At 74.2% G+C, this 18,290-nt stretch carries 20 protein-coding genes and 1 pseudogene; 13 read left to right on the plus strand and 8 right to left on the minus strand.

All coding sequences use genetic code 11. From position 1 onward, the window contains the following. From ABWI04_RS18390 to ABWI04_RS18420, 7 genes are all read left to right on the plus strand, one after another. A partial coding sequence (locus ABWI04_RS18390) for a hypothetical protein (RefSeq protein WP_353833168.1) occupies window positions 1–341 on the plus strand: 341 nt, incomplete at its 5' end. Then, complete coding sequence (locus tag ABWI04_RS18395; protein WP_345181828.1) at window positions 338–604, plus strand: monovalent cation/H+ antiporter complex subunit F; 267 nt, start codon at window positions 338–340, stop codon at window positions 602–604. The genes ABWI04_RS18390 and ABWI04_RS18395, both read left to right, overlap by 4 nt. Before the next feature lie 13 nt (window positions 605–617). Beyond that, the gene (locus ABWI04_RS18400) at window positions 618–908 is read left to right on the plus strand and encodes a monovalent cation/H(+) antiporter subunit G (protein WP_353833169.1); all 291 of its coding nucleotides are present in this window, start codon (window positions 618–620) and stop codon (window positions 906–908) included. Between the two features lie 6 nt (window positions 909–914). Beyond that, on the plus strand, window positions 915–1,313 hold the full coding sequence (locus ABWI04_RS18405) for a DUF4040 domain-containing protein (RefSeq protein ID WP_345181833.1): 399 nt from the start codon (window positions 915–917) through the stop codon (window positions 1,311–1,313). Beyond that, a complete protein-coding gene (locus ABWI04_RS18410) occupies window positions 1,310–1,984 on the plus strand; it encodes a Na(+)/H(+) antiporter subunit B (RefSeq protein ID WP_353833170.1) in 675 nt (224 codons plus the stop codon). The genes ABWI04_RS18405 and ABWI04_RS18410 overlap by 4 nt, the downstream gene beginning before the upstream one ends. Then, complete coding sequence (locus ABWI04_RS18415; RefSeq protein ID WP_345181837.1) at window positions 1,981–2,334, plus strand: sodium:proton antiporter; 354 nt, start codon at window positions 1,981–1,983, stop codon at window positions 2,332–2,334. Before ABWI04_RS18410 ends, ABWI04_RS18415 begins: the two co-directional genes overlap by 4 nt. Then, on the plus strand, window positions 2,331–4,142 hold the full coding sequence (locus tag ABWI04_RS18420) for a complex I subunit 5 family protein (protein ID WP_353833171.1): 1,812 nt from the start codon (window positions 2,331–2,333) through the stop codon (window positions 4,140–4,142). The genes ABWI04_RS18415 and ABWI04_RS18420 overlap by 4 nt, the downstream gene beginning before the upstream one ends. Window positions 4,143–4,174: 32 nt before the next feature. Here ABWI04_RS18420 and ABWI04_RS18425 read toward each other — a convergent pair whose 3' ends face one another. Beyond that, a complete protein-coding gene (locus tag ABWI04_RS18425; RefSeq protein WP_353833172.1) occupies window positions 4,175–4,834 on the minus strand; it encodes a hemerythrin domain-containing protein in 660 nt (219 codons plus the stop codon). A gap of 81 nt (window positions 4,835–4,915) precedes the next feature. Beyond that, the gene (locus tag ABWI04_RS18430; protein WP_353833173.1) at window positions 4,916–5,722 is read right to left on the minus strand and encodes a TetR/AcrR family transcriptional regulator C-terminal domain-containing protein; all 807 of its coding nucleotides are present in this window, start codon (window positions 5,720–5,722) and stop codon (window positions 4,916–4,918) included. An 81-nt stretch (window positions 5,723–5,803) separates the two neighbouring features. On the opposite strand from ABWI04_RS18430, the gene ABWI04_RS18435 reads away from it, so the two are divergent. Beyond that, on the plus strand, window positions 5,804–8,113 hold the full coding sequence (locus tag ABWI04_RS18435) for an ATP-binding cassette domain-containing protein (RefSeq protein WP_353833174.1): 2,310 nt from the start codon (window positions 5,804–5,806) through the stop codon (window positions 8,111–8,113). Between the two features lie 72 nt (window positions 8,114–8,185). Here ABWI04_RS18435 and ABWI04_RS18440 read toward each other — a convergent pair whose 3' ends face one another. After that, a complete protein-coding gene (locus ABWI04_RS18440) occupies window positions 8,186–8,611 on the minus strand; it encodes a VOC family protein (protein ID WP_353833175.1) in 426 nt (141 codons plus the stop codon). Between the two features lie 105 nt (window positions 8,612–8,716). Here ABWI04_RS18440 and ABWI04_RS18445 point away from each other — a divergent pair, with 105 nt between their 5' ends. Continuing rightward, on the plus strand, window positions 8,717–9,703 hold the full coding sequence (locus ABWI04_RS18445) for a helix-turn-helix transcriptional regulator (RefSeq protein WP_353833176.1): 987 nt from the start codon (window positions 8,717–8,719) through the stop codon (window positions 9,701–9,703). Window positions 9,704–9,730: 27 nt separating this feature from the next. Here ABWI04_RS18445 and ABWI04_RS18450 read toward each other — a convergent pair whose 3' ends face one another. Next, a complete protein-coding gene (locus tag ABWI04_RS18450; protein WP_345181851.1) occupies window positions 9,731–10,249 on the minus strand; it encodes a MarR family winged helix-turn-helix transcriptional regulator in 519 nt (172 codons plus the stop codon). Window positions 10,250–10,651: 402 nt separating this feature from the next. Here ABWI04_RS18450 and rox point away from each other — a divergent pair, with 402 nt between their 5' ends. Continuing rightward, window positions 10,652–12,079: a rifampin monooxygenase gene (gene rox, locus ABWI04_RS18455; protein ID WP_353833177.1), complete on the plus strand. Its 1,428-nt coding sequence runs from the start codon at window positions 10,652–10,654 to the stop codon at window positions 12,077–12,079. 22 nt (window positions 12,080–12,101) lie between these two features. Here the strand turns inward: rox and ABWI04_RS18460 are convergent, their stop codons facing one another. The 4 genes from ABWI04_RS18460 to ABWI04_RS18475 all read right to left on the minus strand — a co-directional run bounded on the left by ABWI04_RS18460 (window position 12,102) and on the right by ABWI04_RS18475 (window position 16,158). Then, window positions 12,102–13,142, minus strand: coding sequence for an AF_0692 family protein (locus ABWI04_RS18460; RefSeq protein WP_353833178.1), 1,041 nt, complete (start codon window positions 13,140–13,142; stop codon window positions 12,102–12,104). 219 nt (window positions 13,143–13,361) lie between these two features. Then, window positions 13,362–14,489, minus strand: coding sequence for a sensor histidine kinase (locus ABWI04_RS18465; RefSeq protein WP_345181857.1), 1,128 nt, complete (start codon window positions 14,487–14,489; stop codon window positions 13,362–13,364). Window positions 14,490–14,618: 129 nt separating this feature from the next. Beyond that, the gene (locus tag ABWI04_RS18470; protein ID WP_353833179.1) at window positions 14,619–15,158 is read right to left on the minus strand and encodes a DUF1062 domain-containing protein; all 540 of its coding nucleotides are present in this window, start codon (window positions 15,156–15,158) and stop codon (window positions 14,619–14,621) included. 262 nt (window positions 15,159–15,420) lie between these two features. After that, window positions 15,421–16,158: a VOC family protein gene (locus ABWI04_RS18475; RefSeq protein WP_353833180.1), complete on the minus strand. Its 738-nt coding sequence runs from the start codon at window positions 16,156–16,158 to the stop codon at window positions 15,421–15,423. Between the two features lie 259 nt (window positions 16,159–16,417). On the opposite strand from ABWI04_RS18475, the gene ABWI04_RS18480 reads away from it, so the two are divergent. The 3 genes and pseudogenes from ABWI04_RS18480 to mca all read left to right on the plus strand — a co-directional run. After that, window positions 16,418–16,546, plus strand: coding sequence for a hypothetical protein (locus ABWI04_RS18480; protein ID WP_353833181.1), 129 nt, complete (start codon window positions 16,418–16,420; stop codon window positions 16,544–16,546). Between the two features lie 12 nt (window positions 16,547–16,558). After that, window positions 16,559–17,449, plus strand: coding sequence for an alpha/beta hydrolase fold domain-containing protein (locus ABWI04_RS18485; protein ID WP_353833182.1), 891 nt, complete (start codon window positions 16,559–16,561; stop codon window positions 17,447–17,449). Continuing rightward, window positions 17,416–18,279, plus strand: a pseudogene (gene mca / locus ABWI04_RS18490) (mycothiol conjugate amidase Mca); the annotation flags it as partial. The gene ABWI04_RS18485 and the pseudogene mca, both read left to right, overlap by 34 nt. Between the last annotated feature and the right edge of the window lie 11 nt (window positions 18,280–18,290).

An 18,290-nucleotide genomic window follows, 5' to 3' on the forward strand; every position in this document is an offset into this window, starting at 1 on the left:
CACCCGCCCGCCTCCTCCCGCCCCTGGCCCGGCTGCCCGCCCAGGTCGTCGCCGACACCGCCCGCATCACCGCGCGCGGCGCGTCCGGCGGGGACTGGACGACGCTGGCCTGCCCGCCCGGCCCCGCCGGCCGCGCCGCCGCGACCCTGCTGATGTCGGCCTCCCCCGGCGCCTACGTCGGCGGCGTCGACCCCGAACGCGCGCTGCTGCGCGTGCACCGCCTGACCGGTCCGTCGCCGTTCGAGCGGAGCCTGCGGCGCGCCGGGCTCGTCGACGACCCCCGACACCGCGCCGCCCACGGCTCCCCGCCCGCCGGAGGCGACCGGGGAGGCGACCGGTGACGACCGACGTCGCGGGCACCGCGATCCCCGCCCTCGTCCTCATGATCGGCGCGCTGCCGCCGGTGCTGCTGGCCACGCTGCGCGGCCGGCCCGCCGGGCGGCTGGCCGGGCTGATCGTCACCGGCCCGCTGGTCACCCTCGCGCTGCTGCTGCTGTCCGCCGCCTACGGCCGGCCCGCCTACCTCGACGTCGCCCTGGTCCTGGCGCTGCTGTCGTTCGCCGGGTCCCTGGTGTTCGCCCGGTTCCTGAGCCGGACCCTGTGAAAGGGGAGCCCCCATGAGCCTGAACCTGCTCGCCGACGCGCTGACCTGGGCCGGAACCGCCCTCGCCGTCGCCACCGGACTGCGGCTGCCCTTCACCCGCGGCGCCGCCGCCCGCCTGCACGCCGTCGCGCCCGTCACCGTCCTGGCCGCGCCGCTGCTCATCGCCGGGCTGGCGCTGCGGCCCTGGTCGTCCTGGCACGACGTCGCCAAACTCGCTGTCATCGCCGTCCTGCTCGCCGCGACCGGCCCCGCCACGATCAGCACCGCCGGGCAGGCCGTCCAACGCGCCGGCCGGACGGAGTGACCCGCCGTGACCACCGTCCTCACCGCCCCAGCGCCCGCGCTGGTGGCCGCCGCGCCGGACGCGCTGTCCGGGCCGCTGTCCGACGCCCTCATCGCCGTCTCCCTCGCCCTGGCCGCGCTGATGGCCACCGCCGTCGTCCTGACCCGCGACCCCGTCCGCCAGGCGATCGTGCTGTCGGGCTACGGGATGGTCCTCGGCCTGCTGTTCCTCGTCCTGCAGGCCCCCGACGTCGCGATGTCCCAGATCGGCGTCGGGACCGTCCTGGTGCCGCTGCTGGTCGTGCTGGCACTGCACGCCACCCGCCGCTACCGCGACAACGGAAACGGCGGGAACGGCGGGAACGGCGAGCGCGGAACAGAAGCCGGGGAGAGCCACGGCCGCGGCGGCGGGCGGACGCGCCGGTGAGGCCCCGCACCCGCGTCTCGCTGTTCGCCGCCGGCGCCGCCGGGACCGCCGCCCTGTTCACCGCCGGGACGCTCGGCCTGCCCGCCTTCGGCGGCCCCCTGCACCCCTACTCCGACCGCGCCGTCCACCAGGCCCTGCGGCGCGGCACCTCCAACGCCGTCTCCTCCGTCAACTTCGACCAGCGCGCCTTCGACACCCTCGGCGAGGAGCTCATCCTGCTGTCGGCCGCGCTCGCCGCCGTGGCGCTGCTGCGCGTCGTGCGCAGCGAGGACGAGAGCGACGGCGCCACCCACCGGCACGGGCCCGCCGAGGTCTCCGACGCGCTGCGCGTCGTCGGCCACCTCCTGCTCCCCTTCACCCTGCTCACCGGCGTCTACATCGTCGCCCACGGCGCCCAGTCACCCGGCGGCGGCTTCCAGGGCGGCGTCGTCCTCGGCACCGCGATCCACCTGCTCTACCTGGCCGGCGACTACCCCGCCCTGCAGCGGCTGCGGCCCATCCCGGTGTTCGAGTCCGCCGGAGCCTCCCCCGCCGTGCGCGTCCCCGCCCTCAACACCGCCGTCGGGATCGAGGTCGGCTGCGCCTCGGTCCTGCTGCTCGGCAAGTTCTTCGAACAGGCACTCCTGGTCCGCGAGCACCCCGGGACCGGCGACCCGCGGGAGCCCGCATGAGCACCGTCCCCTACCTCGCCGCCGGCTGGATCATGCTCGCCGGCCTCTACGGCATCGTCACCACCCGCGACCTCGTGCACGCCGTGGTGTGCCTGTCGGTCACCCAGTCCGGCACCTACGTGCTGCTGCTGGCCATCGGGTACCGCTCCGGCGCCACCGCCCCGGTGTTCTCCGACCGCCCGCCGCCCCCCGCCGGCGGGCCCGTCACCGACCCCGTCGTCCAGGCCATGACCCTCACCGACATCGTCGTCGGCGCCACCGTCACCGCGCTGCTGCTCGCCCTGGCCGTCCAGGTCGCCAAACGGCGCGGCACCCTGGACCCCGGCGCCCTGCGCCCCCTCGAACCGTGATCCTGCAGGCCACCGTCGCGCTGCCCGTCCTGGTCGCCGCCCTGCTCGCCGCCACCGGACGGTGGCTGCCGCGCCCCGCCGTCGACATCACCGCCCTGGCCACCGCCGCCGCCGTCACCGCCCTGACCGGCCTCACCCTCGCCCGCGCCCCCCACCGCCCCCAGGTCGCCTGGCTCGGCGGCTGGGGCCCGGCCACCGGCGTCGGCATCCCCCTGGCCGCCGACCCCCTCGCCGCCGCGCTCGCCTGCGTCGCCGCCGCCCTCACCCTGGCCGCCCTGGCGTTCTCCTGGCGCTACTTCACCGAGATCCAGGCCGTCTTCCACGCGCTCATCCTGCTGTTCCTGGCCTCCATGTGCGCGTTCGTCTACACCGGCGACCTGTTCGACGCCTTCGTGTTCTTCGAGCTGATGAGCGTCGTGGCGTTCGCGCTCACCGGCTACCGCTCCGAGGAGCCCGCCACCGTCCACGGCGCCCTCAACTTCGGCATCGTCCAGTCCCTGGGCGCCTACCTCACCCTCGCCGGCATCGCCCTGGTCTACGGCCGCACCGGGCAGCTCGGACTGGCCGCCATCGGCCGCCACCTCGCCGGCGCCGGCCACCACGGCCGCCCGGGCGCCCTGATCACCGCCGCGTTCGTGCTCGTCTGCACCGGCTACCTCGTCAAGGCCGCCGCCGTCCCCTTCCACTTCTGGCTCGCCGACGCCCACGCCGTCGCCCCCACCCCCGTCTGCGTCCTGTTCTCCGGCGTCATGGTCGAACTCGGCGTGTACGGGGTCGCGCGGACCTACTGGGCCGTGTTCCCCGGACTGGTGCCGCTGCGCGCCGTCGCCGTCCTCGGCGCCGCCGCGGCGCTGCTCGGCGCGGTCATGTGCGTCCTGCAGCACCACATCAAGCGGCTGCTGGCCTACTCCACCATCAGCCACGCCGGGCTGCTCCTGCTCGGCGTCGCCGCCGGCACCCCCGCGGCGCTGTCGGGCACCGCCTACTACCTGGCCGGGCACGCCGGCGTGAAGGGCGCGCTGTTCCTCGCCGCCGGGGCCCTGCTGAACCGGTACCAGACCGTCGACGCCCGCGACCTGCGCGGACGCGGACGCGTCATGCCCGTCACCGGCGCCGTCGTCCTCATCGGAGGGCTGTGCCTGGCCGGGCTCCCGCCCTCCGGGCTGTTCGCCGGGCACTCGGTCACCGAGCACGCCGTCCTGGAGCAGGGCTGGTGGTGGTTCACGCCCCTGTCCATCGCCGCCTCCGCCGTCACCACCGGAGCCGTCCTGCGCGTGTGGCTCGTGGTGTGGCGCGGCATGCCCCCGCGCCGCGACCCAGGCGAGAACGGACCCGCGGAGGAGGACGAGCACGAAGGACCCGAGACGCCCGTCACCCTCACGTCCATCCCCTGGGTGATGGTCGCGCCCGCCGTCGCGCTGCTGGCCGCCGGCCTGGCGATCGGGCTGCTGCCCGGCGGGCCCGTCGCCGACGCCGCCGCGCTGTTCGCCGACCGCGACGCCTACGCCGCCCTCGTCCTGGACGGCCGCCTCACCCACCCCCACGCGCCGCCCGCCGAGCCCTGGACGGCCACGGGCCTCGCCGGCTCGGCCGTCACCGTGCTGCTGGCACTGGCCGTGGCCGCCGCCGGCGTCCGCCGCGCCGCTCACACCCCCTCAGCGGCCCCCTCCGCACGCGCCCCGCTGGGGCGCGCCGTCGGCGCCGCCACCCGCCGCCTGCACGAACTGCACTCCGGGCACGTCGGCGACTACGCCGCCTGGCTCACCGCGGGCGTCGCCGTCCTGGCCCTGCTCACCACCCGCTTCTGACCGCCCCGGAGCTTCCCGGAGCCTCCGGCGGGTCAGATGCTCCAGAGCCGGCGCTTGCGGTAGCGGGGCTCCCACATCACCCGGTTCAGCTCCCGCAGGGGCTTGGGCAACGCCGTGAGGAACCGGCTCCGCTCGACCGGGCCGATCCCGTCCACCACCCACGGGACGAACAGCGGCGTCCCCGCCGCGCAGCGGTCCCGCGCCTCCCCGGCCAGCGCCCGCCACTCCGCGCCGGACAGCACCGACTCCGCCAGCGGCAGCGCGCTCATCTCCTCGTGCCGCAGATGCCGCTCCAGCGCCTCGCGCAGCTCGCGCACCGCCGCCGGCAGATCACCGCCCTCCCCCGCCGCGCCGTTCATCGCCGCGTCGACGCGGGCGACCAGCGGGGCCAGGCGGGCGTGGTCGGCGCGCATCTCCTCCAGCACCGCCCGCTCGGCCCGGCGCCCCGCCACCGCGCGCTCCACCCGCGGCCACAGCCACCCGTCCTCCAGCTCCTGGTGCAGCCGGATCTGCTCCTTGAGGTTCTCCCAGCCCGCGCGCACGTGCCCCGCCCGGCCCTTGCCCGCCGCCGCGGCCGCCGCGAGCCGGTCCAGATCCCGGCGGAACGCCTGGTGGGCGGCGTACAGGAGGGTGCGGCACGTCATGTCCCGCGGCCGCGTCGCGGAAGTCTCCGAACCTGCGAAGGTCTCCATACCCATAGGAGGGCTCCGGCGGCCCCGATGTGACGTCCGGCGCGCCCGAGAGACCCACGTCACACGCCCCGCGCCACCCGGTCAGCCGCCGTCCCCTCCGCCGTCCGATCCGGCTGCCATGGCGGCGGCGATGCCGTCCAGGACGAGCGCCAGGCCGCCCTCGAACGCCTCCCGCGCCGCCTGCTCCAGGTAGGGGACGTCCTCGGCGTCGCCGAGGGAGTCCTCGGAGTTCAGCCAGGCCACCAGCGGGAAGCACTCGGCGAACCCCGGCGCCAGCGCCTCCAGGGCCCCCGCCCGGCCGTGCCACCACTGCTCCTCCGACAGTCCCGTCGCCCGCACCGCCTGCCGCGACTCGGCGAGGGTCTGCGCCGCGCCGCGCACCACGCTCGACAGCGCCGACACCGCGCGCCGCACCCGCCGCGCCGGCAGCCCGGTGGCGGCCAGCACGCCCAGCAGCGCCTCCAGCGCCCGGTACTCGTTCGGGCCGAGCACGGGCCGCGCCTGCGACACCTGCAGCATCCACGGATGCCGCAGGTAGAACTCCCAGGAGTCCCGCGCCCACCGGGTCAGCGCCGCCCGCCAGCCGTCCGCGGCGTCGTAGCCGCCGGGCAACTCCGCCAGCGCGCGGTCGTACATCAGGTCCACCAGCTCAACCTTGCCCGGCACGTAGGTGTACAGGGCCATCGCCGTGCGGCCGAGCCGCTCCCCGACCGCGCGCATCGACAGCGCCGCCATGCCCTCGGCGTCCGCGACGGCGATCGCGGCGTCCACGATGATCTCCACGCTCAGCCCCGGCCGCGGCCCCGGCCCCGTGCGGGGCGCCTGCGCGCCGCGCCACAGCAGGTCCATCGAGCGGCGTGGATCGCCCTGCCCGGCGAAGACGACCAACCTGCATCTCCTTATGCCATAAACTATCGAAATCGAGGATCTCTTTACGCCCTAAGATATCAAGCGAGTGAGGAAGCCCCCATGCCGCTCCAGCCGACGACCGCGCAGCCCGAGCCGCCCGCCGGCGGGCTCCGCGCCGCCGACGCCCACGACGTGATCGAGGTCCGCGGCGCGCGGGAGAACAACCTCGCCGACGTCAGCCTGGACGTCCCCAAGCGCCGCCTGACCGTGTTCACCGGGGTGTCGGGATCGGGCAAGTCGTCCCTGGTGTTCGGCACCATCGCGGCCGAGTCGCGGCGCCTGATCAACGAGACCTACACCGCGTTCGTGCAGGGCTTCATGCCGAGCGTCGGCCGCCCCGACGTCGACGCGCTGCGCAACCTCAGCGCCGCGATCGTGGTCGACCAGGAGCGGATGGGCGCCAACTCCCGCTCCACCGTGGGGACCGCCACCGACGCCCACACCATGCTGCGCATCATCTTCAGCCGGCTCGGGCGGCCGCACGCCGGCACCTCCTCGGCGTTCAGCTTCAACAACGCCGAGGGCATGTGCCCCGACTGCGAGGGGCTCGGCCGCGCCTCCCGCATCGACCTGGACCAGCTGGTCGACCGGGACCTGTCCCTCAACGAGGGCGCCGTCACCGTCCCGAACTTCGCCGTCGGATCCTGGTACTGGAAGGTGATCGCCGACTCGGGGCTGTTCGACCCCGACGCCAAGCTGCGCGACTACACCCCCGCCCAGTGGGACGACCTGCTCCACAAGCCCGCCACCAAGATCAAGAGCAGTGGCATCAACACCACCTACGAGGGCCTGCTGGTCAAGGTCAAGCGCCTCTACCTGGACAAGGACACCGAGTCGCTGCAGCCCCACATCCGCGCGTTCGTCGAGCGCGCCGTCACCTTCAGCGCGTGCGGGGCCTGCGGCGGCGCCCGCCTCAACCAGGCCGCCCTCGCCAGCCGCATCGGCGGGCTCAACATCGCCGACTGCGCCGCCATGCAGATCAGCGACCTGGCCGCCGTCGTCCGCGAGATCACCGAGCCGTCCGTCGCGCCGGTGCTCGCCGCCCTCCAGGAGACCCTGGACTCCCTGGTCGAGATCGGCCTGGGCTACCTCAGCCTCGACCGCGAGTCCCCCACCCTGTCGGGCGGCGAGGCCCAGCGCGTCAAGATGGTCCGCCACCTCGGCTCCAGCCTCAGCGACATCACCTACGTCTTCGACGAGCCCACCGCCGGCCTGCACCCCCACGACATCGCCCGCATGAACGACCTGCTGCTGCGCCTGCGCGACAAGGGCAACACCGTCCTGGTCGTCGAGCACAAGCCCGAGACCATCGCGATCGCCGACCACGTCGTCGACCTCGGCCCCGGCGCCGGCGCCGAGGGCGGACGGATCTGCTACACCGGCGACCTGCCCGGGCTCCGCGCCTCCGGCACCCTCACCGGACGCCACCTCGACCACCGCGCCCGGCTGCGCGACAAGGTCCGCGAGCCGTCGGGGCACCTCGCCATCAAGGGCGCGAACCTGCACAACCTCAAGGACGTCGACACCGAGATCCCCCTCGGCGTCCTCACCGTCGTCACCGGCGTCGCCGGATCGGGCAAGAGCTCCCTCATCCACGGGTCCCTGCCCGGACGCGACGGCGTCGTCGTGGTCGACCAGTCCCCCATCCGCGGATCCCGCCGCAGCAACCCCGCCACCTACACCGGCCTGCTGGACCACGTCCGCACCGCCTTCGCCAAGGCCAACGGCGTCAAACCCGCCCTGTTCAGCGCCAACTCCGAAGGCGCCTGCCCGGCCTGCAAGGGAATCGGGCTGGTCTACACCGACCTGGCGATGATGGCCGGCGTCGCCTCGGTGTGCGAGCAGTGCCACGGCCGCCGCTACACCGCCGAGGTCCTCACCTACACCCTGCGCGGCAAGGACATCAGCCAGGTCCTGGCCATGCGCGTCGCCGAGGCCCGCGAGTTCTTCACCACCGGCCAGGCCCGCGCCGTCCTGGACCGCCTCGCCGACGTCGGCCTGGGCTACCTCGGGCTGGGCCAGCCCCTCACCACCCTGTCCGGCGGGGAGCGCCAGCGCCTCAAACTCGCCATCCACATGGCCGAGAAGGCCGCCACCTACGTCCTGGACGAGCCCACCACCGGCCTGCACCTGGCCGACGTCGACCAGCTCCTGGCCCTGCTGGACCGGCTCGTCGACGGCGGCAACACCGTCATCGTCATCGAGCACCACCAGGCCGTCATGGCCCACGCCGACTGGATCATCGACCTCGGCCCCGGCGCCGGCAGCGACGGCGGCCGCGTCGTGTTCACCGGAACGCCCGCCGAGCTGGTCGCCGGCGCCGACACCCTCACCGCCCGCCACCTGCGCGAGTACGTCCAGGACGCCTGACCCGGCCCCGGCCCGCCGGGCGGCCCCGGCGGGCCGCCCGGCGAACGCGGTCCGCAGGCACAGTCGGCGCCGTCAGCGGGGCGTGGCCTTGGCCAGCACCTCCAGGTAGTGCGGGTTGGACATCACGCCCAGCACGTTGCCGAACGGGTCGACCACCGACGCGGTCACGAACCCCGTGCCCTCGCCCCGCTCGGTGATCTTCTCGTGCAGCGCCGCGCCCATCGCCAGCAGCCGCTCCACCGCCGCCTCCAGATCGTCCACGTGCCAGAACATGACCGCCCCGCCCGGACCCGCCGGCGGCCCCCCGGGACGGAACCGGGCGTCGACCAACCCCAGCTCGTGCTCGTAGTCGCCCACCCGGAACTCGTAGTAGGCGGCACGGCCGTCCGGGCCCGCGACGCGGTAGTACGGCTGCGTCCCCAGCAGCTCGGCGTACCAGTCCTTGGCCGCCTCCACGTCGTCCGCCCAGAAGTTGATGGTGGCGAATCCCCGCAGCATGTCGTGCCTCCGATCCATCGGAACCGGACGTTCCGACCCGATGCAGGCAACGCTAGACGGCCAATAGGTCACCCAAGGTCCTATTGGCGCGGCAGGATGGACGGCATGCGTGATCCGTCCGGACGGCTGCTCCAGCTGCTGTCCCTCCTGCAGACGCCCCGCGAATGGTCGGGCACCGAACTGGCCGCGCGGCTCGGCGTCACCGCCCGCACCATCCGCCGCGACATCGACCGCCTGCGCGACCTCGGCTACCCCGTCCACGCCACCCACGGCAACACCGGCGGCTACCGGCTCACCGCCGGCGCCGCGATGCCGCCGCTGCTGCTGGACGACGACGAGGCCACCGCGATCGCGATCGGCCTGCGCACCGCCGCCGCCGGGGCCGTCACCGGCATCGAGGACGCCTCCCTGCGCGCCCTGGCCAAACTCGACCAGGTCCTTCCCCACCGGCTCCGGCACCGCGTCGCCGCCCTCACCGAGGCCGCCGTGCCCCTCCCCCCGCAGGACGGCGCGCCGCCCCCCGCCGACCCCGCCGTCCTGGCGCTGCTCGCCGCCGCCTGCCTCGCCCGCGAGAAGATCCGCTTCACCTACACCGCCGCCGACGGGCGCGGCACCCGCCGGCTGGCCCAGCCCCACCGCCTCGTCACCGCCGGCCGCCGCTGGTACGTGGTGGCCCACGACGAGGACCGCGCCGCCTGGCGCACCTTCCGCGCCGACCGCGTCACCGACCCGCACCGCACCGGCATGCGCGGCCCCGAACTCCACCTGCCCGGCGGCGCCGACCCCGCATCCTGGGCCATGGACACCCTGGCCGGCGGCTCGGGCACGATCCGGGCGCGGCTGCTTCTGCACGCCCCCATCGAGGAGGCCGCCGAGCACGTCACCGCCTGGCAGGGCGTCCTGGAACCCGCCGACGACCGCACCTGCCTCCTGCACACCCGGTCGGACTCGATGCGCTTCCTGGCCTACCGCGTCACCCTGCTGCCCATCGACTACACGCTGCTGGACCCGCCCGAACTCGCCGGCCACCTGGCCGCCATCGCCGACCGCGCCACCCGCGCCATCCGCGACCTGACCGCCGCCCAGCCGTGAACCGCCCGCGTGCGCGCGGCCGGGACCTCAGCGCTCGCCGGGCGCAGAGCCGAGGGTCGTGTCGCCGAGCGACTCCAGCAGCGTCCGCAGGGCGGCCGCCAGGCGCCCCCGCTCGTCCGGCGACAGCGCCGCCAGCAGGCGCTCCTCGTTGGCGACGTGCAGGCCGACCAGCTCGTCCACGATCTCCAGGCCGCGCGGCGACAGCCGGATCCGCACCGACCTGCGGTCACCGGTGTCGCGCACCCGCTCCACCAGGCCCTTGGCCTCCATCCGGTCGATCCGGTTGGTGATCGCCCCCGAGGTGACCATCGCCGACCGCAGCAGCGCACCCGCGGTCAGCTCGTAGGGGGCGCCGTGCCGCCGCAGCGTCGCCAGGACGTCGAACTCCCAGCTCTCCAGCCCCCGCGCGGCGAAGAACTCCTTCAGCTCCCGCCCGAGCAGCGACTGCGCCCGCGAGATCCGCCCGACGACGCCCATCGCCGACACGTCCAGGTCGGGACGCTCGCGGCCCCACTGCGCCAGGATCGCGTCCACCGCGTCCGCCATGTCCCACCCTCCCGCGACAATCTCAACGTTGAGATTATCAATCAGGACAGGCGCCGGCGCTGAGGTCGACCATGAAGCAAGTGGCACCTGGCGGAGCGTGGGCGCGGAACCGGACTGGAGACGCGGCGCACCGCACGCGCGGTGAGAGGTGTGCGGCGGCGGTGCTCAACATGCACGGGCCGGGGTAACTGAGAGGGAGGAGACGTCGACGCGCCCCCTCCATTTTCAACTTATAGCGGACCGGGGGGCTTGCGGCAAGGCCCCCGTCGTGCCGCAGAATCGTCGGCCGAGGCCAGTACCTGCGTGAACGGGGACGCGACCAGTGCGGGGCATCCGCGGGGAACCGGCGCGCGCGACCCGCGCCGGGGGACGGCCGAGAACCACTCTCGTGAATGGGGTTTCATGATCGACGTGATCGTGGTCGGCGGCGGGCCGACCGGCATGATGCTGGCCTGCGAGCTGCGGCTGCACGGGGTGGGCGTCCTCGTCCTGGAGAAGGACGAGGAGCCGGCCCCGTTCGTGCGCTCGCTCGGGCTGCACGCGCGCAGCATCGAGGTGATGGACCAGCGCGGCCTGCTGGAGCGCTTCCTCGCGCACGGCAAGACGTACCCGGTCGGCGGTTTCTTCGCCGCCATCCGCAAGCCCGCGCCCGAAGGGCTGGACACCGCGCACCCCTACGTCCTCGGCATCCCGCAGCCCGTCACCGACCGGCTGCTGGCCGAGCGCGCCGCCGAGCTCGGCGCCGAGATCCGGCGCGGCAGCGAGGTCGTCGGGGTGAGCCAGGACGAGGAAGGGGCGACCGCCGAACTGGCCGACGGCACGCGGCTGCGAGCGCGTTACCTCGTCGGCTGCGACGGCGGCCGCAGCACCGTCCGCAGGCTGCTCGGCGTCGCCTTCCCCGGCGAGCCCACCCGGGTCGACACGCTCCTGGGCGAGATGCAGGCCACCGCGCCGCCCGAGGAGATGGCCGCCGTGACGGCCGAGGTCCGCGAGACCGAGAAGCGGTTCGGCATCGGACCGCTCGGGGACGGCGTCACCCGCGTCATCGTGCCCGCCGAGGGAGTGGCCGAGGACCGCTCGGCCCCGCCGACGCTCGAGGAGTTCAAGCGCCGCCTCCGGGCGGTCGCCGGCACCGACTTCGGCGTCCACTCCCCCCGCTGGCTGTCGCGCTTCGGCGACGCCACCCGGCTCGTCGAGCGCTACCGGGTCGGGCGGGTGCTGCTGGCCGGCGACGCGGCGCACATCCACCCGCCCGTCGGCGGCCAGGGACTCAACCTCGGCATCCAGGACGCCTTCAACCTCGGCTGGAAACTGGCCGCCGAGGTCAGCGGCCGGGCGCCGGAGGGACTGCTGGACACCTACCACGCCGAACGGCACCCCGTGGCGGCCGACGTCCTGGACAACACCCGCGTGCAGATGGAGCTGCTGTCCACCGAGCCGGGCCCCGTGGCCGTGCGGCGGCTGCTGTCGGAGCTGATGGACTTCGACGAGGTGAACCGGCACCTGACCGAGAAGATCATCGCGACCGGGATCCGCTACGACCTCGGCGGCGAGCACCCGCTCGTCGGCCGCAGGCTCCGGGACGTCGTCCTGAAGCGGGGCCGCCTCTACGAGCTGATGCACGACGGCCGCGGACTGCTGCTCGACCAGACCGGCCGCCTGTCGGTCGCGGGCTGGGAGGACCGCGTCGACCACGTCGCCGACACCAGCGAGGAACTGGACGTCCCCGCGGCCCTGCTGCGGCCCGACGGCCACGTGGCATGGGTCGGCGACGACCAGGACGGCCTGCGCGGCCCCATGGCCGAATGGTTCGGCGCCCCCACCGCCTGAACGGGCGCACGCCCGCACCTGCTCACCGACCGGCCCGCGGCCAAGCGCTTTCGGACGCTGCGGGACCGGCGGCGAGACGAAGGTCGAGACGGTGAAGCAGCAGGACCATCGCCGCTCCGATGACGGCGAGGCCGGCCGTGTCGAGCGGATCGCGGGTATGGGAGACGAGGCCGAAGACGGTGTGGGCGACGAGCGCTCCGGTCGCGGCGGCCAGCCGGTGACGGGCCGTCCACCCGTCCGCCCCGCTCCACCGGCGCAGCGCCCAGCAGGCCGCCGCGGCGGTCGCCGCCGCTGCGGCCATCGGCAGCGGCGCCCACGCGCGGGGCAGGAACGCCGGATGGTGCGCCCCGGCGAAAGGGAACAGCAGCGCCAAGAAGGCGAACGCCGCCATGGCGCACACGGCCCCTAGCCGGAACAGCCCGGGAACCGGTACCGCGGCGCGGGCCGGGGCGCGGACCCCGCGCCCCGACCGCACGGCGAGCGCCGCCGTCACCGCCGCGGCCGCCAGCCCGAGGACCACCAGGGCGGCGCGGCCCGACAGCAGGTAGCCGGGGTCCTCCACCGGAGGCACCGACACCCGCAGCAGCGCCGCCCCCAGCAGCGCCGCGGCGGCGGTGCCGGCCAGCCCCGCGCGGCGCAGGTAGGGCGTCCGGCCGAGGTCGCGGAACGCCAGCTCGACGAGCGTGACCGGCAGCAGGACGCTGAACACCGCGTGATAGGGAAGGTTCAGCTCGGCGTAGGGGGCGTTGACCCCCCACGGCCTGGGCCCCCACCCGGCGGCGCCGTACAGGTGGGGGCTGGTGAGGCTCTGCAGCGCCAGCCCCTCCTCGACCAGGCCGTAGGCGAGGCCCATCAGCAGCAGGGCGCCCGCCCCGCCGCCCGTCCGGCGGACCGCCTCGCGGATCAGCAGCACCCCGGCCCCGTAGATCGGCACATAGAGGACGACGAGCCACAGCATCTTCACGGGGACCGAGCCGAGCGTGAGCTCGGCGACGGCGGGCGCGACGAGCACCAGCGCCGCAGCGGCGCGCCGCTGCCGCCGCCGGTTCGAAGGAGGGACCATCCCTCGACGGTAGGGACGGGCCCCGCCTCCGCGCCTCCGGCGGCGGACTGGTCTGCGCGCTCCGTCTTCAGACGGAGAGAAGGGCCCGAACCACTCCGCGGTCGTAGGCGAACCCCCGAGTTGGCGCAGAGTCGACGACACGCGCGTCCTCCCCGTCGCCTCGGTGACCGTCAGACGACGCGCGATCTCGGGCTCCGAGGCAGTGTGAGCACCGGGCCGTCAGGCGGTCTCCTCCAGCGGCAGGTGGGCGCGGACCCGGAACCCGCCCGCGGGATCCGGCGCGGCCTCCAGCGTCCCGCCCAGCAGCGCCGCGCGCTCGCGCATCCCGGCGACCCCCTGCCCGGCGCCCGTCCACGCCGGCCGGCCGCCGCCCGTCCCGTCGTCGCGGACCTCCACGGTCAGCCGGCCGTCCCGCGCGCGGACCGTGACGACCGCGGTGGACGCGCGGGCGTGCCGCAGGGCGTTGGTCAGCGACTCCTGCACGATGCGGTACGCCGACAGGGCCACGCCCGGCGGGACGTCGGCGTCCTCCAGCCCTTCCCGCACGACGCGGACGGGGAGCCCTGCGGCCTCCACCGTCCCGGCGAGCCGCTCCAGATCCGCGAGCGTCGGCTGCGGCACCAGGGCGTCGCCGTCGGGAACCGCCGCGGTCTCCCCGTCCAGCAGCCGCACCGTGCGCACGAAGCGGCGGAGCTCGACCAGCGCCTCCCGCCCCGACGCCTCAAGGCTCCGCACCGCCTCCCGCGCCTTCTCGGGGCTGGTGTCGAACACGTCGTCCGCGGCGGCGGCCTGCACCACCATCACCGACACCGTGTGCGCCAGGACGTCGTGCAGTTCACGCGCGATGCGAGCCCGCTCCTCCAGCACCGCCCGGCGCGCCTCGGCCTGCCGCCGCGCCGCCCACGCCCGTCCGAGCGCGCCCCAGCTCCACGCCAGGACCGCCGCGACCGGCCACAGGATCGCCGCGACGCCACGGCCGCCGGCGCCGGCCGCCGCGCCGAGGACGGCCGCCGTTCCCACCGCCGCCCACAGCGACGTCCGCGCCGGCCGCAGCCAGGCGAACGTGCTCAGCACCACCAGCGCGATCCCCGTCCCGGCCGCCGGAACCAGCCACTGCAGGGCCGCCCCGGAGACCACCGCGACCGCGGTGACCACGGCGGGCCGCGAACCCAGCCACCACAGCGCCGCGGCCTGGACGACGACGAGCGCCGTCACCAGCGGGCGCCCGGCCTCCGCCGGCACGCCGCGGGGCGCCAGGAGCAGCACCGGTGACAGCGCCGCGAGCGCGCCCGCCACCAGCGGCGCCTTCCACCGCGTCGGCAACGACGCCTCGAACCGGTCTCGCACGCCTGCAGACGCTACCAGCGCGGATTCGGCCACCGACCGAACTCCGCAGCGCGCAGGACGACTCGCGCAGGGCCGCCGGCATCGGGGGCAAGGACCGGGCGGGCCGGGTGGCCGCCCGGTCCTTCCTCGCTAGTCCCTGGCCATCACCGTGAAGGTGAATCCGGTGGTTCTCGGACGGCGCAGCGGAACGTCGCACTTGATCCGGCGCAGCACATCGTTCCTGCTGAGGCCGAGCCCCTGCGCGATGAGCCGGTCCGGCCGCACCGGCACCGGATCCTCGAAGACGACCTCCACCCGGACCGGCCACGCCCCGTCCTGCCATGACGACGGGACGTCCAGCCGCCAGGCTCCCGTCCAGTCCAGGGTGAAGCGGTTGCGCCGGGCCAGCAGCGGATCCAGCAGCCTGGACGCCACCAGCTCCGGATCGTTGACGCGGTACCCGTGGAGCTCGACCGGATCGATGGACCTGACCGGCACCCGCTCGTGCACGGGGACCTTGCGCGTCCGATCGCAGGACACGCAGCGAACCAGCAGCCACACGTCCAGCAGCTTGCCGTTGGCGTTGACGCGGAACCTGCCCTCCCCAGTGGTGGCCGACTCCGAGAGGCAGTCCACGCACCGCAGCGAGAGCAGAGGCAGCCTGGTGCGGTGGACGACCCAGGGCAGCACGATATGAGGTTGTGAAGACATGAGCCCTCTAGACCTGACACGAGGCCGATTACGCGCGGCCTCGAACGCTGAACGACCGGGCGCGCAACGGCAGCCCGGCGGAGCCGACGAGAGCGTCGGCTACAGGTGAGCGAGAAAAGGTGTCAGGTCTGAAGAGCAGGCGGGGTCACGCGGTTCTGTCCTTTGTCTTCACTGCGACAGGGCCGCACGCAACCTACGGCACCCCGGAGGAGGGCTCAAGCGGTTTTCCTCGCGGCCCGCGTCAGCCCCGGCCGAGGACGCAGAACTCGTTGCCCTCCGGGTCCGCGAGGACCGTCCACGGCACGTCGCCCTGGCCGAGGTCCAGGTCCGTGGCGCCGAGACCCCGCAGGCGGGCGACCTCCGCGTCCTTGGCCTCCGCGGAGTCGGGCAGCAGATCGATATGCACGCGGCTCCACCACGTCCTCACACTGGGCGCGCGGAGGAACTCCAGATACGGGCCGACGCCCTCGGCGGAGCGCAGCACCACACGATCATCGGTCTCCTCGTGCACGGTCCAGCCGATCGCCTCGCCCCAGAACCGCAGCATGGCCCGCGGATCCGCGCAGTCGACCACCACCGCGGCGATCGGCCCGGTGTCCCGGTAGACGTCCCGAGGCTCCAGGACGCAGAACACGTTGCCCTCCGGATCGGCCATGACCGTCCACGGGACGTCGCCCTGGCCCACGTCCGCGGGCGTCGCACCGAGATCGGTCAGGCGCGCGACCAGCTCCGCCTGATGGGCCTCGGAGGTGGTGGCGAGATCGAGGTGCACACGGTTCTTCACCGTTTCGGGGTCCGGAACGGTGACGAGGTCGACGCAGACGGCGGTGGGGTCGGGCCAGTCGAAGCCCACGGGCTCAAGGTTGGTCACGCCGGGTCCCTCGCTGGAAATGCCCCAGCCGAGCACCTCCGCCCAGAACCGGCCAAGCGTCGAGTCATCCCGAGCCTTGAAGTTCACCTGAACAAGTTGCAGCGCCATGACGCCCAACCCTAAGCCCAGACGGCGAGGTCTTCTGAACCCGGCCAGCAGGCCAAACACCCTCCCGGCCGGCGACCGTCGGCGACGGCTCGGGCCAGGCTCGCGGCGTCGGAGATCGCCTGTCGGGTCTGCTGCTTCTCCAGCTCACGAAGTCCAGCGGTCATGCGATCCAGTGTTCCATGGGTCGCAGACAAAAATATTCTTGACACATATTTATGTTCAGCCTAAGTTTGCTCACGTCTCAACGAGAGGAGCGCGCATGAACCTGCGCATCACCCCACCGCCGGCGTCCAGGAAGACCCCGTTCGCGTACGGCAAGCACATCCGTCCCAACCCCAGGCCCCTGCTCCGCAAACCGCCGCCCCCGCGCGGCAGGAAAGGCCGCTGAGGAGAAGCACCCATGCACATCCGCGCCACCACCGAAGAGATCGCCGCCGTCAGGGCCCGTTTCGACCTGCTGACGGCCGGCGTTCCCGACCTGCCCGCCGACTCCGACCAGGCGCCCGCGCTCCCCGGCGCGGGCGGCCTGCCCGGCCAGTGGGTGAACGTCTCCGGGCGGTCCGGCACCGACGCGGGAGTAGTGCTGTACGTCCACGGCGGCGGCTTCGCGCACACCGAACCGCGAGCGGAACGGCTCCTGGCCTACCACCTGTCCAAGGCCACCGGCCGCCCCGTCTTCGCGATCGACTACCGATTGGCCCCCGCCCACCCCTACCCGGCGCCGCTGCACGACGTGCTGGCCGCGCACGACGACCTGCTCACCCGCGGAGCGGCGGAGGTCGTCCTGTTCGGCGAGTCGGCGGGCGGCACCCTGGTGCTGTCGGCCCTGCTGGCGCTCAAGGCCGCGGGGAAGCCGCTGCCCAGGGCCGTCGCGGTGTCGCCGGTGACCGACCTGACCCTGTCCAGCCTCTCCCCGAGGGCCGACGACGGGCAGGACCTGATCAACCGTGCCGTCCTGGAACGGGTCTGCGCCCAGTACCTGGCGGGCGCACGACCCGATCAGGCGCCGCAGTCACCCCTGCACGGCGACCTCGCCGGACTGCCGGACCTGCTGCTGGTGGCAGGCTCCCGAGAGGTGCTGGCCGACGACGTGCGCCGCTTCGCCGCGGCGGCCGAGAGCGCCGGTACTCACGCCGCCCTCGACGTCTACGAAGGCATGCCCCACGTCTTCCACCTGGCGATGCTGACCGGAACGCCCCTCACGACCACGACCACATTCCTCCGCCGCCTGGCGGACTTCACCAACGGAAGATCTGCATGCGAGTCACTCAAAGAGAACCGTTGCGCCTGATGAGCGTGCACGCCCACCCCGACGACGAGTCGAGCAAGGGCGCCGCGACCCTCGCCAAATACGCCGCCGAGGGCGCGGACGTCCTGGTGGTCACCTGCACCGGCGGCGAGCGCGGCACCGTGCTCAACCCCGCCATGGACCGGCCCGAGGTGCGCGAGAACCTCGCCGCGATCCGGCGGGCCGAGATGGAGGCCGCCCGGGACGTCCTCGGCGTCCGGCAGCGATTCCTCGGATTCGTCGACTCCGGGCTGCCGGCGGCGGGCGAGCCGCTGCCGGAGGGCTGCTTCGCCCTCGCCCCGCTGCAGGAGGCCGCCGGACGGCTGGTGGCGCTGATCCGCGAGTTCCGCCCGCACGTCATCGTCACCTACGACGAAACCGGAGGCTATCCGCACCCCGACCACCTCAGAACCCATGAAGTGACCGTCGCGGCGTTCGAGGCGGCAGGCGAAGCCGACCGGTTTCCCGGCACCGGGCAGCCCTGGCAGCCGCTCAAGCTCTACTACCACGGGGCCCTGTCCAAGGCCTGGTTCCAGACCATGCACGACGCGATGACCGCCCGCGGCATCGATTCGGGCATGCAGGCCGTCCTGGCCGAATTCCCCGCTGACGTCCCCGCGCCGCAGTTCACCACCCAGGTGCCTTGCGCGGAGTACTTCGGCGTCAGGGACCGGGCGCTGCTCGCACACGCCACCCAGATCGACCCGAACGCCGGCCTCATGCTGCACGACCGCGACGTCGAGCGGGAGGTCTGGCCCACCGAGGACTACCACCTGGCCCGCTCCCACGTAGAGACCTCCCTCCCCGAGGACGACCTGTTCTCCGGCCTGCGGCCCCGCAAGGT

It is taken from the genome of Actinomadura sp. NPDC000929 (genome assembly GCF_040492065.1).
In the GTDB taxonomy this organism is placed as follows: domain Bacteria; phylum Actinomycetota; class Actinomycetes; order Streptosporangiales; family Streptosporangiaceae; genus Spirillospora; species Spirillospora verrucosospora.

What these genes read in the sequence shown, in the direction of transcription:
- rox (WP_353833177.1), top strand. Translation starts at nt 10,652, where the DNA reads ATGATCGACGTGATCGTGGTCGGCGGCGGGCCGACCGGCATGATGCTG.
- ABWI04_RS18400 (WP_353833169.1), top strand. Translation starts at nt 618, where the DNA reads ATGAGCCTGAACCTGCTCGCCGACGCGCTGACCTGGGCCGGAACCGCC.
- ABWI04_RS18415 (WP_345181837.1), top strand. Translation starts at nt 1,981, where the DNA reads ATGAGCACCGTCCCCTACCTCGCCGCCGGCTGGATCATGCTCGCCGGC.
- ABWI04_RS18460 (WP_353833178.1), bottom strand. Translation starts at nt 13,142, where the DNA reads ATGGTCCCTCCTTCGAACCGGCGGCGGCAGCGGCGCGCCGCTGCGGCG.
- ABWI04_RS18480 (WP_353833181.1), top strand. Translation starts at nt 16,418, where the DNA reads ATGAACCTGCGCATCACCCCACCGCCGGCGTCCAGGAAGACCCCGTTC.
- ABWI04_RS18425 (WP_353833172.1), bottom strand. Translation starts at nt 4,834, where the DNA reads ATGGAGACCTTCGCAGGTTCGGAGACTTCCGCGACGCGGCCGCGGGAC.
- ABWI04_RS18475 (WP_353833180.1), bottom strand. Translation starts at nt 16,158, where the DNA reads ATGGCGCTGCAACTTGTTCAGGTGAACTTCAAGGCTCGGGATGACTCG.
- ABWI04_RS18485 (WP_353833182.1), top strand. Translation starts at nt 16,559, where the DNA reads ATGCACATCCGCGCCACCACCGAAGAGATCGCCGCCGTCAGGGCCCGT.
- ABWI04_RS18450 (WP_345181851.1), bottom strand. Translation starts at nt 10,249, where the DNA reads ATGGCGGACGCGGTGGACGCGATCCTGGCGCAGTGGGGCCGCGAGCGT.
- ABWI04_RS18440 (WP_353833175.1), bottom strand. Translation starts at nt 8,611, where the DNA reads ATGCTGCGGGGATTCGCCACCATCAACTTCTGGGCGGACGACGTGGAG.
- ABWI04_RS18435 (WP_353833174.1), top strand. Translation starts at nt 5,804, where the DNA reads ATGCCGCTCCAGCCGACGACCGCGCAGCCCGAGCCGCCCGCCGGCGGG.
- ABWI04_RS18445 (WP_353833176.1), top strand. Translation starts at nt 8,717, where the DNA reads ATGCGTGATCCGTCCGGACGGCTGCTCCAGCTGCTGTCCCTCCTGCAG.